The organism is Thalassospira sp. MIT121401 (assembly GCF_047125595.1).
GTDB lineage: Bacteria > Pseudomonadota > Alphaproteobacteria > Rhodospirillales > Thalassospiraceae > Thalassospira > Thalassospira povalilytica.
Window position 1 is genome coordinate 3,284,343 of record NZ_CP138926.1, and the last position, 16,104, is coordinate 3,300,446.

Consider the following 16,104-nt stretch of genomic DNA (forward strand, 5'->3'; position numbering starts at 1 on the left):
CTGGTAAGACATTCGATATGCAGAAGAACCAAAAGAGTCTCGACAAGATCGACAAGCAGATCCTGCGTGAACTTCAAAATGACGGACGCATGTCCAATGTCGAGCTGTCCCGTCGCGTCAATCTTAGCCCGACACCGTGTCTTGAACGCGTGCGCCGCCTTGAACAGCACGGGTTTATCACCGGCTATATGGCAACGCTTGACCCGCGCAAGCTGAACCAGTCGCTGGTTGTGTTCGTCGAAATCACCCTGGACCGCACAACCCCGGATGTTTTTGATGTCTTTGCCACAGCCATCCGCAAGCTGCCGGAAATCGAGGAATGCCACATGGTGGCGGGCGGATTTGATTATCTTGCCAAACTTCGGGTTGAAGACATGTATGCCTATCGCGAGTTCCTTGAACGGCTGTCCTCGGTTCAGGGCGTCAGCCAGACTCATACATATGTCGTGATGGAAGAAGTAAAAGTCCGCCCGGGCATCACGATCCCCTGATCTGCTGTTTTTTGGTTGCTTTGCAATAGCTTAATGCCGCACTATCGAATAAAGACAAACAGGATGAAAACCTGTTTGGGTTGGTTATTGCCCAAAACAAAGCAAACAGATCAGGTGCAGGAATATGTCCGAAGTCAGCTTCTATTTCGATTTCTCCTCACCCTATGGTTACCTCGCTGCCGAGCGGATGGAAGAATTCGAATCGCGGGTTGGCGTTACGGTCATCTGGCGCCCCTTCATGATCGGTGCTGCGTTTAAGCAAACCGGGCAAAGTCCGCTTCTGAGCCAGCCGATTCGTGGCAAATATTTCCGCCATGACATGGAACGCTGTGCACGCCTGCAAGGCACACCGTTCAACATTCCGCAAAACTTCCCCTATTCCGCGCTGGTACCGACGCGTGCGTTTTACTGGCTTGAATCACGTTCACCGTCACTGGCGCGCCGCTTTGCCAAGGATATCTATCGCGGCTATTTCGCCGACGGGCTTGATATGGCAAATCCGGAAAATGTCTTTGCCGCAGCCACCCGCCATTCAATTAATCCCGGTGAAATGCGCCAGGCCGTCGAATCGCCGCGCTGGAAACAGCGCACCCGCGAAATAACCGACGAAGCCATCGTCATGGGGGCGTTCGGCTCCCCCTTCTTCTTCTATGAGGACGAGCCGTTCTTCGGAAATGATCGTCTCGATCAGCTTGAACAGTGGATTTCACTGCGCCGAAGCACGAGCGACAGTTAATCCAGCCCACCCGAATTTCCCAATTTAAAATTGGCCCCGTCACCACTGGATTTTGCAAAATCCGGAGCAACATTGATATGGCGGACCAAACTTCATCATTGCAGCGCAATGTAATGACAAACCCAAAACCCGCAGAAAACTGCGGATAACCGGTGTACGTATTGTATATATACAATTCCGGTACTAAAATACCGATTTAATATTGACGCTTACGTAAACTTACCCCATAACAACCTCATGAACGCCAACCCATCGGGCGACGGATTGCCCATAACAAACGGTGCAGACGGACAATGACGGTACTGAAATCTGCGGTGAATTCCCGCTCGGAAGAATTCCGCAACAATGCCGAACACATGGAAAAACTGGTGGCTGACCTGCGTGAACAGATCGCCGCAGTCAAACTTGGCGGCGGGGAACGCGCGCGCGAACGTCATACCAGCCGCGGAAAGCTTTTGCCGCGTGAACGCATTCGCCAGCTTCTTGATATCGGATCGCCATTTCTTGAACTTTCCCAACTTGCCGCACATGGCATGTATGGGGACGAGGATGTACCGGCTGCCGGCATCATTACCGGCATTGGCCGGGTGTCGGGGGTTGAATGCGTCATTGTCGCCAACGATGCCACGGTCAAGGGGGGCTCCTATTACCCGATGACCGTCAAAAAGCACCTTCGCGCCCAGGAAATTGCACTCGAAAACAATCTGCCCTGCATCTATCTGGTCGATAGCGGCGGCGCCAACCTGCCCCGTCAGGATGATGTATTCCCCGATCGCGATCATTTCGGGCGCATCTTCTTTAACCAGGCCACCATGTCCTCCAAGGGCATCCCGCAGATCGCCGTCGTCATGGGGTCCTGCACGGCGGGCGGTGCCTATGTCCCCGCCATGTCCGATGAAAGCGTCATCGTTCGCAAACAGGGTACGATTTTCCTGGGTGGTCCGCCGCTGGTGAAGGCCGCGACCGGCGAAGTCGTTTCGGCCGAAGACCTTGGCGGTGCAGACGTTCATTGCAAAACATCGGGTGTTACCGACCATTACGCACAGGACGACAATCACGCGCTTTCGATTGCGCGCGACATTGTCAAAAACCTGAACTGGACAAAGAACCCCGGCCTGACCTTGACCGAGCCGCGCGCCCCGGCCTACGACCCGCGCGAAATTTATGGCGTTGTGCCGACCGACACCAAGAAACCCTATGACGTGCGCGAAATCATCGCGCGCATCGTCGACGGTTCGGAATTTGATGAATTCAAGGCCCAGTACGGCACCACCCTTGTGACCGGCTTTGCCCGTATCTTTGGCTATCCGGTCGGGATCATTGCCAATAACGGCATCCTGTTTTCCGAAAGCGCCCTTAAGGGTGCGCATTTCATCGAACTGTGCGCTCAGCGCGGCATTCCGCTGGTGTTCCTGCAAAACATCACCGGCTTTATGATCGGCCGCAAATATGAAAGCGGCGGCATTGCCAAGGATGGGGCAAAGCTTGTGACCGCCGTTGCCACCGCCAATGTGCCGAAATTCACCGTCCTGATCGGTGGATCGTTCGGGGCTGGCAACTATGGCATGTGCGGGCGCGCCTATAGCCCGCGCTTCCTGTGGATGTGGCCAAATGCCCGCATCTCGGTCATGGGCGGCGAACAGGCGGCAAATGTTCTGACCCAAATTCGTGCCGATGCCGCCGAAAAGCGCGGTGAAACCTGGCCCGAAGCAGAACAGGAAGCCTTCAAGGCGCCGATCCGCGACCAATACGAAGAACAGGGCCACCCCTATTACGCATCTGCGCGTCTGTGGGATGATGGCGTGATTGATCCGGCTGATACCCGCATGGTTCTTGGCCTTGGCCTGTCGGCAGCCCTTAACAAACCGGTCGAAGAAACCCGGTTTGGCGTCTTCAGAATGTGAGGCCGTCATGACCAATGTAAACAGCAATAACATGACTGATGCCGCCATCTGCGAAATTGCGCCAAACGGTGTCGCGACCATCACGTTGAACCGCCCGGACATACACAATGCGTTTGATGATGTTCTGATCGCGGACCTGACCGGCAAGATCGAAACCCTTGATGCCGATCCGCTTGTCCGCGTCATCATTCTGACCGGGGCTGGCAAAAGCTTTTCGGCCGGGGCGGACCTGAACTGGATGAAGCGCATGGCGGGATATAGCCACGGCGAAAACCTTGCCGACTCACGTGCGCTTGCCAAACTGATGAAGGTTTTGAACTTTGCGTCAAAACCAACCATCGCGCTGGTCAACGGGGCTGCCTTTGGCGGCGGGGTTGGCCTTGCTGCGTGCTGTGACATCGTGATTGCATCTGATCGGGCAAGTTTCTGCCTGTCCGAGGTCAAGCTTGGCCTGATCCCGGCGGTTATTTCACCCTATGTGGTCGAGGCCATCGGGGTTAATCAGGCCCGCCGTTATTTCCTGAGTGCCGAACGGTTCAACGCCGAAACCGCCAAACAGATCGGACTGGTTCATGAAATCGTTGCGGGTGATGAACTGGCTGCGCGCGGCGATGAAATGGCAAATATTCTGCTGGCCAATGGGCCCGCAGCCATGCACGCCGCCAAGGACCTGATCTATGCGGTTGCCAACAAGCCGATTTCGGACGCCGTCATTGACGATACCGCGCACCGCATCGCCGATCAGCGTGCCAGCGATGAAGGCCGCGAAGGCGTTGGTGCCTTTCTGGAAAAACGTCCCGCGAACTGGAGCAAGAAATAATGCCGCGTAAATTACTGATCGCCAACCGCGGTGAAATTGCCTGCCGCGTGATCAAGACCGCCCGTCGCATGGGTATTGCAACCGTTGCCGTTTATTCCGACGCGGACGCCAATGCGTTGCATGTCAAACATGCTGACGAGGCCTATCACATTGGCGCACCGGCCCCGAAGGACAGCTATCTGCGCACCGACCGTCTGCTTGAAGTCATTGCGCAATCAGGTGCCGATGCGGTTCATCCGGGCTATGGGTTCCTGTCGGAAAATGCCGGTTTTGCCGACGCGCTTGAAAAAGCCGGTTGCGTCTTTGTTGGACCACCGGCAAGTGCGATCCGTGCAATGGGCTCCAAATCCGAAGCCAAGAAAATCATGGACAAGGCCGGTGTGCCGCTTGTCCCCGGCTATCACGGTGAAGATCAGGACCCCGACCTTTTGGCCGCGGAGGCCGACAAAATCGGTTATCCGGTTCTGATCAAGGCATCGGCCGGTGGAGGTGGTAAGGGCATGCGCGCCGTTGAAAAGGCGTCCGATTTCAAGGATGCCCTGATCAGCTGCAAACGCGAAGCCGCCAGCAGCTTTGGCGATGACCATTGCCTGATTGAAAAGCTGATTGTCAAACCGCGCCATGTCGAAATTCAGGTCTTTGCCGACAGCCACGGCAACGCGGTTTACCTGTTTGAACGTGACTGTTCGCTTCAGCGTCGCCACCAGAAAGTGATCGAAGAAGCCCCTGCGCCGGGCATGAGCCAGGAACTCCGCGCCCAGATGGGTCAGGCTGCCGTCGATGCAGCCAAGGCCATCGGTTATCAGGGGGCCGGTACGGTTGAATTCCTTCTTGATGCATCGGGCAGTTTCTATTTCATGGAAATGAACACCCGCCTTCAGGTCGAACATCCGGTGACCGAAAAAATCACCGGCGAGGATCTGGTGGAATGGCAGCTTCGCGTTGCTGATGGTGAAAAACTGCCCAAGGCACAGGAAGAACTGTCGATCAACGGCCATTCGTTCGAAGTTCGCATCTATGCCGAAGACCCTCAGAACGATTTCCTTCCGGCCACCGGCAAGCTTGTGCATATGCGCATGCCGCGCGAAACCGACCATGTGCGCGTCGATACCGGCGTGTATGAAGGTGGCGAAGTTTCGATCCATTATGATCCGATGATCGCCAAGCTGATCACCTGGGATGTTGATCGCAAATCGGCGCTGCGCCGTATGGCATCGGCCCTTGATGATGTTCAGATCGTCGGAGTCACCACCAATACCGGTTTCCTTGGCAATATTGCCCGTCATCCGGCCTTTGAACGTGGCGAAGTCGAAACCGGCTTTATCCCGCATTATCAGGATGATCTGATCCCGGCACCGGCAACACCCGACAACGAGGCCCTGGCATTTGCCGCCCTTGATATCCTGCTGACCCGCGATGCCGAGGCCGCAGCACATGCAGCCCAAAGCAACGATCCCTATTCGCCCTGGAACAGCACGGCCGGTTTCCGTCTGAATGACGATAACCACCATGACCTGATCCTGCGTCACGAAGGATCGGACATCGCGGTCAAAGTCCATTACCGCGACAGCGGTTATGTCATTGATATGCCCGATGGTAGCGCTATCATCGCGTCTGCCGATTATGATGAAAACGGCGCGATTGTTGCCAAACTTGATAATGTCCGCAAAAGGGCAACCGTCCTGCGCGATGGCAATCGTATGACAATATTCCGCACTGGTCGCGTTGATCGCCTTGATATCTTTGATCCGCTGGCAGCAGCCGGTGGCAACGAAGGTGCCGGTGGCGGTCTGACCGCCCCGATGCCCGGTAAAATCATCGCCGTGATGGCCGAACCCGGCCAGACCGTAACCGCCGGGGACAAGCTTGTCGTCATGGAAGCGATGAAAATGGAACACACCATTTCCGCCCCCGTTTCGGGCACGGTCAAGGAAGTGTTCTTTGCCGTCGGCGATCAGGTTGATGATGGTGCCGAACTGATCGCGATTGAGGAGGCCCAGTAATGGCCGCGATTTCCGATCTGCCAAACCGGGTTAAAATCGTTGAAGTCGGTCCGCGCGACGGGCTTCAGAACGAAAAGACCATGGTTGCGACCGCCACCAAGGTTGAACTGATCAACCGGCTGAATGATGCCGGACTATCGGTGATCGAGGCCACCGCCTTTGTCAGCCCGAAATGGGTGCCGCAAATGGCCGATGCGTCCGAGGTCATGGCACAGATCACCCGCAAGCATGGCGTGACCTATCCGGTGCTGGCCCCGAACCTTAAGGGGCTGGAAGCCGCCATCGCCAGCGGCGCAACCGAGGTGGCGGTATTTGGCGCAGCATCGGAAAGTTTCTCGCAAAAGAATATCAATTGTTCGATTGCCGAAAGCCTCGATCGTTTTCGCCCGGTAACGGATGCCGCCCGCGCGGCCGGCCTTGCCGTCCGCGGCTATGTGTCCTGCGTTTTGGGTTGCCCGTATGAAGGCGATATCGCCCCTCCAAAAGTCGCCGAGGTTTCCAAGGCCCTTTATGACATGGGGTGCTATGAAATCAGTCTGGGCGACACCATTGGAGCGGGCACCCCGACCAAGGCACAGGCGATGATCGACGCCGTTGCCAAACATGTGCCGGTCGAAAAACTGGCCGCGCATTTCCATGACACCTATGGTCAGGCACTGGCCAACTTGCTGGCGGTTCTTCAGATGGGCGTTGCCACCATCGACAGTTCGGTGGCCGGTCTTGGCGGCTGCCCCTATGCCAAGGGGGCCAGTGGCAATGTCGCGACCGAAGACGTTGTCTATATGCTGAACGGCCTTGGGATTGAGACCGGTATCGATCTTGAAAAGCTTGCCGAGACAGGAAGCTGGATTTGTGATCAGATAGGAAGATCAAGTGCTTCGAAGGTCAATCTGGCCTTTGCGGCAAAGCGGCAAACTTCCGGGGAATAATGAATGGGCCCGTCAAATTACAGCTTCCGACGGGCCACCCCAAATGATCTGCCAATGATTGGACGCTGGTTGCATGTCCCCGAAGTCATTCGCTGGTGGGGCAATCCGGCCGAACAGATTGAACTGATTTCCGAAGATGTCGAACTGGCCGAAATGGCAACGCTGATTGTGTCATACCGCAATCGGCCCTTTGCCTTTGCCCAGCATTACGATGCCCATCAATGGCCACAGGCGCATTTTGATCCCCTGCCCGCACAGACACGCTGTCTGGATGCGTTTATCGGGGTGCCTGACATGATGGGATGCGGGCATGGCCAGATGTTTTTGAAAACGCTGGCCCGCATGCTGTTTGAACGCGGTGCGCCAATGATCGGCATTGACCCGGATCCCGAAAACGAACGCGCCATCCGGTGTTATGAAGCCATCGGTTTCAAGGCCGGGCGGGAATATGAAACGGCGAAGGGCCCCTGTCTTTTGATGACCCTTACGCCGTCTGATCTTGCCTAGGCTGCCCGTACAGAATTCAGGAACTGCTCGACCTTGCTGCGCAGGTTTTCAGATTCCTTGGACAATTCTGCTGCGGCACTGAGAACCTGCTCGGCCGCGGTACCGGTTGAATCGGCTGCTTCATTCACGCTGACAATATTGGTGGTGACTTCGGATGTCCCAACCGATGCCTCCTGGACGTTTCGGGTGATCTCAAGGGTCGCAGCCCCCTGTTGTTCGACCGCACTTGCAATTGCTGCCGAGATTTCGCTGATCTCGGCAATCGTCGTCGAAATCGAGGCAATCGCATTCACCGCACCATTGGTTTCATTCTGAATGCCGGTGATCTGGGCTGTGATATCCTCGGTCGCGCGCGATGTTGCGGTCGCAAGGTTTTTGACCTCTGCGGCGACCACCGCAAAACCCTTGCCCGCATCGCCGGCACGGGCGGCCTCGATCGTGGCGTTCAACGCCAGAAGATTGGTCTGTTCCGCGATGTCGCTGATCAGACCGACAACATCGCCGATCTTCTGGGCGGCTTCGGCAAGACCGCGGACCTGTGCGTTGGTTTTTTCCGCATCCTCGACCGCGCGATGGGCCACTGCCGTGGACTGATTGACCTGCTGATTGATTTCAGCAATCGACGCGCTGAGTTCTTCGGTGGCACTGGCTACGGTCTGAACATTGGTTGATGCCTGTTCGGCAGCCGCGGCAACAATACCCGACTGGCGACTGGTTTCTTCGGCCGTGCTGCTCATGCCGGTTGCGGTTGCCTGCATTTCGGTCGCAGCCGACGCCAGCGTTTTCAGAACCACCGAGATATCCGCATCAAAGCCGGTGGTCAGTTCACTGATTTTCCGGGCGCGCTGTTCGCGGACCTTGACGGCCTCGGCCTCCTGGGCGGCCAGTTCATCAGCCCGGATCATGTTCTGTTTAAAGACCAGAACCGCCTTGGACATATTGCCGATTTCGTCGCTGCGATCCTGACCGGGAATTTCAACCTGCTTGTTGCCACCGGCAAGATCATTCATCGCATCGGTGATCTTGCGGATCGGACCCGAGATGCCCGCACCGATGAACCATGCCGCCGCAATCCCGAGTATGATGGCAAATCCCGAAAGGACTTCGCTGATGATGACCGACTGTTCGGCGGCCGCTGTTGCACGCGGTCCGATTTCATCCTGTTCGGCTTTGACATCAAGTTTCAGTTCTTCAAGTTCCTTGGCGACAATCGGACCAATACGATCAAGAGTATTGGTCACGATATCTGCGCGCGCCGGATCGCCAGCCGGCAATGCCACCAGCCTGTCAAACGCTTCGGAATAGATTTTAAGGTTCTCGCCCGCCAGACGCGCATCTTCCTTGCGGTCATCTTCGGTCAAAAGCGCCGCCAGCTCATCATTGAGTGCGGAAGTCGCGGCAAGGCGGTCCTTGACCCGCTGGGCGGACTGGGCATTTCCGGTCAACAGGTAATCTTTTACAGCAACCCGTGCTTCGAGAAGGTTGGCCTGCACACGACCGGCCTGGTTGGATTGCAATGCGACCTGTCGATAGCGCACAAAATCATCCCCCACACTGCCAATCGACAGCACCCCGATCATGGAGACGCCCGCCAAAAGGACAAGGATGACCCCAAAGCCACCAAACACCTTTGCCGATATTTTCAGATTGTTAAATGCCGCGATCATGAAGCGCTCCTATCGCCAAGTCGCCCGACATAGACTGGGCTTATTTAAATATAAGAAAAGCAAAGGCTTGCGTCGGATTTTGTGTGAACAATGTCACATATTACAGGTTGTATCCGCATGGCAAGCTGCAATCGATTAAATGATCCAGCTACCTAACCACCAGACATAAAAGAACAAAAAGAAAGGGCACCCGATCGGGTGCCCTTGCGCCAGAGCCACACGGCCCTGTCTTTTCGGTATGATTATCGGGCCACAGGGCCCGAAATCATGATGCTTTCTGATCCAGCGCAGCGCGACGACGTTCGCGCAGGGACTGGGCGGTGACGCGGCCGTCACCGGTCGGCTGATAATAGACCGTCATTTCCTTCAATGCGGCGCGGACCTTGGTCAAGGCGGTTTCGCCATCGACATTGAGTTCATAGGAATCAAAGCCGCAACGGTGCATATAAAGGATCTGGTCACGCAGGACGTCGCCAATGGCGCGCAATTCGCCCTTGAACCCCATCCGTTCGCGCAGAACGCGGCCATATGAATAACCGCGACCGTCGGTATAGGCCGGGAAATTGACCGTAATGATCGACAGGCGGTCAAGATCATCCGCCAGATCTTCGGGTGCGTCACCGGGGTTAAGCTGTACGCCCAAACCGCCATTGCGTCCCAAAAGGCTGTCGCGTTCTTCCTTGAACCGTGCCAGCGGCACGATCAGGTTTTCATCGCTGGATGGCAGATCGCCTTCGGCATCAACGGTGATCCATTCCTGTTCGATCACGCTGTCATTCTTAACGATCGCCATAAAGCACCTCCTTGAACGGGTCCATGCCGACACGACGATAGGTGTCGATGAAACGTTCGCCGCTTTCGCGGATTTCGATATACTTGGTCACCAGACTTTCGATGGCATCGACCACTTCGGCCTCGGAGAAACCGGCACCGGCGATCTTGCCGATCGATGCATCCTGGCTGGCATCGCCGCCCAGGGTGATCTGATAGAATTCCTTGCCGCGCTTATCGAGACCAAGAATACCGATATGGCCGACATGGTGATGCCCGCAGGCATTGATGCAGCCGGAAATCTTGATCTTGAGTTCGCCAATGTCATGCTGGCGTTCCAGATCGCCGAAACGTTCTGAAATGCGCTGCGACAGCGGGATCGAACGTGCGGTCGCCAGCGCGCAATAATCAAGCCCCGGGCAGGAAATAATATCGGTGACATAACCAAGGTTTGCCGTCCCCAGCCCCGCCGCATCAAGGGCGGTCCAAAGGGCAAACAGATCGGCCTTTTTCACATGCGGCAGAACAAGGTTCTGTTCATGGGTCACACGGACATCGCCAAAGCTGTATTTTTCCGAAAGATCGGCAACCAGTTCCATCTGGGTATCGGTTGCATCGCCCGGAATGCCGCCAATCGGTTTCAGCGACACGTTGGCAATGGCATAGCCCGGCTGCTTGTGCGCAACCACGTTCGAACGCACCCAGTTGAAGAAGCCGCGATTTTCCGCCTTGTGGCGTTCAAATTCGGCATCGTCATCAGACAGGTCTTCGAATGCAGGCGGTGCGAATTGCGCAATGTAATGTGCAATTTCTTCATCGCCGACACGCAGGGAACCGTCCTTGATCTGTTCCCATTCTTCCTCGACAAGACGGCGGACTTCCTCGACACCAAGCTCATGAACCAGGATCTTGATACGGGCCTTGTACTTGTTATCGCGACGGCCAAAGCGGTTATAAACACGCAGGATGGCCTCAAGATACGAAAACAGGTCGTTCTTGCCGATGAAGTCACGGACGGTTTTGCCAACAAATGGCGTACGGCCAAGACCACCGCCAACGATGACTTCAAAGCCGGTTTCGCCTGCGTCGTTCTGATGCATGCGAAGGCCGATATCGTGAACCTTGACCGCGGCACGGTCATTGGGCGAACCGGTCACGGCGATTTTGAACTTGCGCGGCAAGTAGGTGAATTCCGGGTGGAATGTCGACCACTGGCGGATCAGTTCGCAATAGGGACGCGGGTCTTCGATTTCATCGGCCGCGGCACCGGCATACTGGTCGGTCGTGGTATTACGAATGCAGTTGCCAGACGTCTGGATGGCATGCATCTCGACATTGGCAAGATCAAGCAATGCGTCGGGAATTTCATCAAGCTTCGGCCAGTTATACTGGATATTCTGGCGCGTGGTGAAATGGCCATAGCCCTTGTCATATTTGCGGGCAATCATGCCAAGCTGACGCAGCTGATCAGCGCGCAGCGTGCCATAGGGAATGGCAACGCGCAGCATATAGGCGTGCAACTGAAGATACACACCATTCATCAAACGCAGCGGACGGAACTGTTCTTCGGTAATGTCACCGGCCAGACGGCGTTTTACCTGTTCACGGAACTGCTCGGTGCGTTCCTGAACAAGCTGGCGGTCAAAATCGTCGTAACGATACATCGGGTCTCTCCTTATACCGCCTGATAGCCAAGGTCTTCACGGACACTCGGGCCTTTGGTGCGCAGAACTTCGCGGTATTTTGTCGGAACCAGTCCACCGTCCTGCTGTTCGACATCAATCAGATACGGCCCGACGATAACCACGTCGAGTTCGGGGGCGCTTGCTTCGGCAAGCATCGCCTCGGCGGCATCTTTTCCGTCGGCAACGCGGGCGTCATTGATGTTTTCGCTCCAACCGCCTTGTGCGGTCAAAAACACCACCAACCCATCACCAAGACGGTTTGCCGTGACAACTTGCAGGGACATTCGGTTCTCTCAGCCTGTAAATCTCTCGGGTTTGGTCCATTGATCGGACCTTTTCTGCACAAGAATTTGTCTGATTAACCAAAATTGGTCAAGTTTTTTTGTGAAATAGACTTAAATACACAAATTTATGTGTTTTATTAATCCGTCCTTGACCCCTGATCGTAGGGGTTCTAGGTCAGAACGCGGAACATATCCCTGCGACAAAACGCCCCAAAAGAAGATCACGAAATGCCACTGCATATCATCAAACTCAGCGTCGGCACGGAAACCCCGGAAGGACTGCGGGAATGGCAGACATGGTTTCAGGAAAACTATGGCCGGATTTTCCACACCACGCGCATGACGCCCAAACGCCGCGACGAGATTCTGGATGGTGGTTCGATCTATTGGGTGATCAAAGGGGCCATTCGCTGTCGCCAGCGCGTCATTGATCTTGAAGAATTCGTCAATGAAGAAGGCACCAAATATTGCCGTATCGTTCTTGATCCCGAACTGATCGAAACCCGCCCCTATCCGCATCGTGCCTTTCAGGGATGGCGTTACCTGACCGAAGACAAATGCCCGCCCGATGACAAACAGGGCGGCGGTACTGAAACGCTGCCCGATGACATGGCCGATGAGTTACGCGATCTTGGCTTGATCTGATCCGGGAACCGGCCGGGGCAGTTGCCCCGACGGCCTGATCAATCGGGTGCCATCGCACCATCTTCGTCAATTTCACGCAACGTCTGGGCAACCTCGCCCTTTAGCCAGTTCACAAACGCCTGCACCCGCGGCCGTCTGAGATGTTCTTCCGGGTAAACCAGGTAATAGGCCCCGTTTGACGCAACGGTTTGCGGAAACGGCCGCACCAGGTTCCCGGCCTTGAGATCAAGGGCAGCAAGACTGGTGCGCGCCATGCCAAGCCCCTGCCCCATAAGGGCCGCCTGAATGACCATATCACCGGAATTGAATCGCAAACCGCGACTGACATCGACGCCGCAGACACCAACACCATCAAGCCAGAATTCCCAGTCCGCTGCATGGGGATGATCCATGATCGCAGTTGCATCATGAAGCAACTGGTGACCGGCAATATCCCTAGGTGTATTCAGGGCCGGGCTGTTTGCCAGATATGCCGGACTGCACACCGGAAATGATTCGTCACGCATCAGCATTTCGCAATTCAGGTTGGGATATTTACCACTGCCAAACCGCACGGCAAGATCGATCCCCTCGGTACGCAGATCAACCATGCGGTCATCTGCATGAATGCGCACATCAATGTCGGGATAGGCTTCCCGAAAATATCCCAGACGCGGCACCAGCCATTTAACCGCAAAGCTTTGCAGAACACTGACGGTGACAACACCGGCCTCCTCGACCAGCATCAGACGTTCTATTTCATCCGATATGCGGGAAAACCCCGCAGTGGTCGCATGGGCAAGCTGGGCCCCCTCCTCGGTCAGGTAAATCTGGCGCGGCAGACGATGAAACAGCTTGAACCCAAGGTATTCTTCGAGCTGACGCACCTGCTGACTGATCGCCCCCTGGGTAACGAAAAGTTCCTCGGCCGCCTTGGTGAAACTCAGATGTCGGGCGGCGGCATCAAAGGCGCGCAAGGATTGCAGGGGTGGCAGCCGCATCGGGTTTCTCCGGTTATGGATTAGATGAACTAATCCAATTGATCAGAAATAGTCGTTTGTCGATCGCCAATCATAGCCGCAATATGGGTTTCACAGCAAACATTGCATTAGCAATATTAACCCATGGAGAAGATCATGGCTTACACGGCTTGCCCTGCTCCGACATCCCAGGAGCCACAACAAACCACCCGGCACGCGCTTTCGACCATCACCATCACCATCACGCGGCGTTTGCACCACATCCCGGGCCTGATCAACATATTGGCAGATCGTTATGCGCGTTTCGTCGCCATTCGTCGTCAACGCCGGACACTTTTGTCCCTGACGGATGCGCAACTCCTTGATATCGGCCTGACACGTGCCGATGCCGAAGAAGAATACCGGCGCTCTTTCAATCTGCTTTGATCACATCTGATCATTAAGGAACCTGTTTTGGTGCCGCCCCACGGCTTTCAAAGCCAAAACAGGCTCCCCCTTCGCGTCACCTGCACAACTTGCAATCCGCCTGCCCGACCGATCCCCCATCGGTCGGGCATTTTTATCATCGGGTCGAATTGATCCAGTTCATTGCAAATGATTGATTAATCTCGCACTGTTTCCAACATACCCTTCATACAGTGTGAAAGTTTGACAATGAATGCGGGCAAAAAATCATCCGGAAAAAAAAAGAACGGCACGTCTGAACTGCTGACAAAGGCCACACGCCGCACAGGCAAGAGCCGGTCGGCAGCCAACAGGTCATCGGCGCTGTCACAACTTGATACCGAGACCAAGGACCGGTTCTTGCTGGATTCCGAAAACATGACCATGGACTGTCTGGATGACCAGCCATCGGATCGTAACGGGATCGCCAATGCCATCGCCTATGATTTACCGCCTGACATCAATCCCGATCCCGCGGCACGGGCAAAAAAGATGCGCGGGAAGCAATATCTTGAACTGATCGCGCCGCTTCATATCGAACTTTTGAAATTGCAAAACTGGATCAAGGCCGAAAATCTGAAATCCCTGATCATTTTTGAAGGCCGCGATGCTGCCGGCAAAGGTGGCACCATCAAACGGTTTACCGAACATCTTAATCCGCGTGGCGCACGGATTGTTGCTTTGGGCAAACCCAATGATCGCGAACTGACCCAGTGGTATTTCCAGCGTTACATCGAACATCTGCCAAGCGGCGGTGAAATCGCACTGTTTGACCGGTCCTGGTATAACCGCGCCATGGTCGAACGGGTCATGGGATTTTGCAGCATGTTCGAAGTCAGCGAATTTCTGCAATCGGTTCCCGAACTCGAAAGAATGCTGATCCGGTCAAACATCCACATGACCAAGTTCTATTTCTCGGTCAGCAAAAAGGAACAGGCAAGACGCTTTCAACAGCGCAAGAATGATCCGCTCAAACAATGGAAACTCAGCCCGGTCGATCTGGCATCCCAAAACCTTTGGGACTCCTATACCGAGGCCAAACGCGACATGTTTTTCCATACGTCAACCACCGACAGCCCATGGGTCATTGTTAAGTCCGATGACAAGAAACGCGCGCGCATCAACGCCATGCGTTTTTATCTGTCGCAGTTTGATTATCCCGGGAAACGGCCGGAAATTCTGATTTATGACCGCCGCATCATCCACAGCGTCGCCGAAGAACTCGACGAAGACTAACCCCGTAAAATGACGCTGGTCTTCCAGATCGTGAAAACATTGTCGTGGTGACATTTGCCTTCATTGACATTGCCCGTCCCGCAACCTTTACTGGTGTCCATCTGTATCTGGGAGGCAAACAATGGCCAAATGTGCATTTATCGGTCTCGGTGTCATGGGATACCCGATGGCCGGTCACCTGCAAAAAGCAGGTCACGACGTAACTGTTTATAACCGTACGGCTGCCAAGGCCGAAAAATGGGTTTCCGAATATGGCGGATCGTCTGCCCCGACCCCGGCCGAAGCGGCCAAGGGGGCGGAATTCGTATTTTCGTGCGTTGGCAATGATGATGATCTTCGCAGTGTCATGCTTGGCGATGGCGGCATGTTTGCCGGCATGGACAAGGGTGCGATCCTGATCGACAACACCACCGCATCGGCAGATGTCGCACGCGAACTTTATGCTGCGGCCAAGGCACAAGGCATTTCCTTTATTGATGCGCCGGTATCTGGCGGTCAGGCCGGGGCGGAAAACGGCGTTCTTACCGTCATGTGTGGTGGCGATCAGGATGCATTTGATCGCGCAGCGCCGGTGATTGATGCCTTTGCACGCTCCTGCCAGCTGATGGGCGAAAGTGGTGCTGGTCAGTTGACCAAAATGGTCAACCAGATTTGCATCGCCGGTCTGGTCCAAGGTCTTTCCGAAGGTGTCAATTTCGGCGTCAAGGCCGGCCTTGATATGGAAAAGGTTCTTGATGTCATTTCCAAGGGTGCGGCTGGCAGCTGGCAGATGGAAAACCGTGGCAGCACGATGGTTCAGAACAAGTTTGATTTCGGCTTTGCCGTTGACTGGATGCGCAAGGACCTTGGCATTTGCCTTGAAGAATCCAAACGCAATGGCGCCCGCCTGCCGGTCACCGCACTTGTCGATCAGTTCTATGCCCAGGTGCAGGAACGCGGCGGCAATCGCTGGGATACTTCAAGCCTGATTGATCTGCTTGCCCGCGGGTAACAGCATCCGACCAAACAAGAAAAAAGCGCGAC

At 55.2% G+C, this 16,104-nt stretch carries 16 protein-coding genes; 11 read left to right on the forward strand and 5 right to left on the reverse strand.

The annotated features are described in order from the left end of the window. Positions 1-17 precede the first annotated feature (17 nt). The 7 genes from SIB88_RS15155 to SIB88_RS15185 all read left to right on the forward strand — a co-directional run bounded on the left by SIB88_RS15155 (position 18) and on the right by SIB88_RS15185 (position 7,390). Positions 18-491, forward strand: coding sequence for an Lrp/AsnC ligand binding domain-containing protein (locus tag SIB88_RS15155; RefSeq protein ID WP_412558410.1), 474 nt, complete (start codon positions 18-20; stop codon positions 489-491). Between the two features lie 124 nt (positions 492-615). Next, positions 616-1,227: a 2-hydroxychromene-2-carboxylate isomerase gene (locus SIB88_RS15160; protein WP_412558411.1), complete on the forward strand. Its 612-nt coding sequence runs from the start codon at positions 616-618 to the stop codon at positions 1,225-1,227. A gap of 293 nt (positions 1,228-1,520) precedes the next feature. After that, entirely contained in the window at positions 1,521-3,131 is a 1,611-nt protein-coding gene (locus SIB88_RS15165) for a carboxyl transferase domain-containing protein (protein ID WP_412558412.1), read from the forward strand. 7 nt (positions 3,132-3,138) lie between these two features. Then, the gene (locus SIB88_RS15170) at positions 3,139-3,951 is read left to right on the forward strand and encodes an enoyl-CoA hydratase/isomerase family protein (protein WP_206928439.1); all 813 of its coding nucleotides are present in this window, start codon (positions 3,139-3,141) and stop codon (positions 3,949-3,951) included. Continuing rightward, entirely contained in the window at positions 3,951-5,954 is a 2,004-nt protein-coding gene (locus SIB88_RS15175) for an acetyl/propionyl/methylcrotonyl-CoA carboxylase subunit alpha (protein WP_114113595.1), read from the forward strand. The genes SIB88_RS15170 and SIB88_RS15175 overlap by 1 nt, the downstream gene beginning before the upstream one ends. Next, entirely contained in the window at positions 5,954-6,883 is a 930-nt protein-coding gene (locus SIB88_RS15180) for a hydroxymethylglutaryl-CoA lyase (protein ID WP_412558413.1), read from the forward strand. The genes SIB88_RS15175 and SIB88_RS15180 overlap by 1 nt, the downstream gene beginning before the upstream one ends. A gap of 3 nt (positions 6,884-6,886) precedes the next feature. After that, complete coding sequence (locus tag SIB88_RS15185) at positions 6,887-7,390, forward strand: GNAT family N-acetyltransferase (RefSeq protein ID WP_114113593.1); 504 nt, start codon at positions 6,887-6,889, stop codon at positions 7,388-7,390. Here the strand turns inward: SIB88_RS15185 and SIB88_RS15190 are convergent. The 4 genes from SIB88_RS15190 to SIB88_RS15205 form a co-directional block, all read right to left on the reverse strand. Then, complete coding sequence (locus SIB88_RS15190; protein ID WP_412558414.1) at positions 7,387-9,057, reverse strand: methyl-accepting chemotaxis protein; 1,671 nt, start codon at positions 9,055-9,057, stop codon at positions 7,387-7,389. The two genes, SIB88_RS15185 and SIB88_RS15190, sit on opposite strands and share 4 nt — an antisense overlap. Before the next feature lie 265 nt (positions 9,058-9,322). After that, entirely contained in the window at positions 9,323-9,850 is a 528-nt protein-coding gene (locus tag SIB88_RS15195) for a DUF934 domain-containing protein (RefSeq protein ID WP_068518589.1), read from the reverse strand. Continuing rightward, positions 9,837-11,492: a nitrite/sulfite reductase gene (locus tag SIB88_RS15200; protein WP_412558415.1), complete on the reverse strand. Its 1,656-nt coding sequence runs from the start codon at positions 11,490-11,492 to the stop codon at positions 9,837-9,839. Before SIB88_RS15200 ends, SIB88_RS15195 begins: the two co-directional genes overlap by 14 nt. Positions 11,493-11,503: 11 nt before the next feature. Continuing rightward, the gene (locus tag SIB88_RS15205) at positions 11,504-11,797 is read right to left on the reverse strand and encodes a DUF2849 domain-containing protein (RefSeq protein ID WP_068518591.1); all 294 of its coding nucleotides are present in this window, start codon (positions 11,795-11,797) and stop codon (positions 11,504-11,506) included. 228 nt (positions 11,798-12,025) lie between these two features. On the opposite strand from SIB88_RS15205, the gene SIB88_RS15210 reads away from it, so the two are divergent. Then, the gene (locus tag SIB88_RS15210) at positions 12,026-12,442 is read left to right on the forward strand and encodes a DUF1489 family protein (RefSeq protein ID WP_114113592.1); all 417 of its coding nucleotides are present in this window, start codon (positions 12,026-12,028) and stop codon (positions 12,440-12,442) included. Between the two features lie 38 nt (positions 12,443-12,480). Here SIB88_RS15210 and gcvA read toward each other — a convergent pair whose 3' ends face one another. Beyond that, on the reverse strand, positions 12,481-13,422 hold the full coding sequence (gene gcvA / locus SIB88_RS15215) for a transcriptional regulator GcvA (RefSeq protein ID WP_412558416.1): 942 nt from the start codon (positions 13,420-13,422) through the stop codon (positions 12,481-12,483). Between the two features lie 135 nt (positions 13,423-13,557). On the opposite strand from gcvA, the gene SIB88_RS15220 reads away from it, so the two are divergent. The 3 genes from SIB88_RS15220 (at position 13,558) to SIB88_RS15230 (ending at position 16,072) form a co-directional block, all read left to right on the forward strand. Next, a complete protein-coding gene (locus tag SIB88_RS15220; RefSeq protein ID WP_412558417.1) occupies positions 13,558-13,827 on the forward strand; it encodes a DUF1127 domain-containing protein in 270 nt (89 codons plus the stop codon). A 228-nt stretch (positions 13,828-14,055) separates the two neighbouring features. Continuing rightward, the gene (gene ppk2, locus SIB88_RS15225; protein WP_412565918.1) at positions 14,056-15,081 is read left to right on the forward strand and encodes a polyphosphate kinase 2; all 1,026 of its coding nucleotides are present in this window, start codon (positions 14,056-14,058) and stop codon (positions 15,079-15,081) included. Positions 15,082-15,202: 121 nt separating this feature from the next. Next, on the forward strand, positions 15,203-16,072 hold the full coding sequence (locus SIB88_RS15230; protein ID WP_289079009.1) for an NAD(P)-dependent oxidoreductase: 870 nt from the start codon (positions 15,203-15,205) through the stop codon (positions 16,070-16,072). The last annotated feature ends 32 nt before the right edge of the window (positions 16,073-16,104 follow it).

Excerpts from the sequence above, each read along its gene's own strand:
- SIB88_RS15195 (WP_068518589.1), bottom strand. The coding sequence starts at position 9,850 with ATGGCGATCGTTAAGAATGACAGCGTGATCGAACAGGAATGGATCACC.
- SIB88_RS15175 (WP_114113595.1), top strand. The coding sequence starts at position 3,951 with ATGCCGCGTAAATTACTGATCGCCAACCGCGGTGAAATTGCCTGCCGC.
- SIB88_RS15180 (WP_412558413.1), top strand. The coding sequence starts at position 5,954 with ATGGCCGCGATTTCCGATCTGCCAAACCGGGTTAAAATCGTTGAAGTC.
- SIB88_RS15155 (WP_412558410.1), top strand. The coding sequence starts at position 18 with ATGCAGAAGAACCAAAAGAGTCTCGACAAGATCGACAAGCAGATCCTG.
- SIB88_RS15190 (WP_412558414.1), bottom strand. The coding sequence starts at position 9,057 with ATGATCGCGGCATTTAACAATCTGAAAATATCGGCAAAGGTGTTTGGT.
- ppk2 (WP_412565918.1), top strand. The coding sequence starts at position 14,056 with ATGAATGCGGGCAAAAAATCATCCGGAAAAAAAAAGAACGGCACGTCT.
- SIB88_RS15165 (WP_412558412.1), top strand. The coding sequence starts at position 1,521 with ATGACGGTACTGAAATCTGCGGTGAATTCCCGCTCGGAAGAATTCCGC.
- SIB88_RS15205 (WP_068518591.1), bottom strand. The coding sequence starts at position 11,797 with ATGTCCCTGCAAGTTGTCACGGCAAACCGTCTTGGTGATGGGTTGGTG.
- SIB88_RS15200 (WP_412558415.1), bottom strand. The coding sequence starts at position 11,492 with ATGTATCGTTACGACGATTTTGACCGCCAGCTTGTTCAGGAACGCACC.
- SIB88_RS15170 (WP_206928439.1), top strand. The coding sequence starts at position 3,139 with ATGACCAATGTAAACAGCAATAACATGACTGATGCCGCCATCTGCGAA.
- SIB88_RS15210 (WP_114113592.1), top strand. The coding sequence starts at position 12,026 with ATGCCACTGCATATCATCAAACTCAGCGTCGGCACGGAAACCCCGGAA.
- SIB88_RS15160 (WP_412558411.1), top strand. The coding sequence starts at position 616 with ATGTCCGAAGTCAGCTTCTATTTCGATTTCTCCTCACCCTATGGTTAC.
- SIB88_RS15230 (WP_289079009.1), top strand. The coding sequence starts at position 15,203 with ATGGCCAAATGTGCATTTATCGGTCTCGGTGTCATGGGATACCCGATG.
- gcvA (WP_412558416.1), bottom strand. The coding sequence starts at position 13,422 with ATGCGGCTGCCACCCCTGCAATCCTTGCGCGCCTTTGATGCCGCCGCC.
- SIB88_RS15220 (WP_412558417.1), top strand. The coding sequence starts at position 13,558 with ATGGCTTACACGGCTTGCCCTGCTCCGACATCCCAGGAGCCACAACAA.
- SIB88_RS15185 (WP_114113593.1), top strand. The coding sequence starts at position 6,887 with ATGGGCCCGTCAAATTACAGCTTCCGACGGGCCACCCCAAATGATCTG.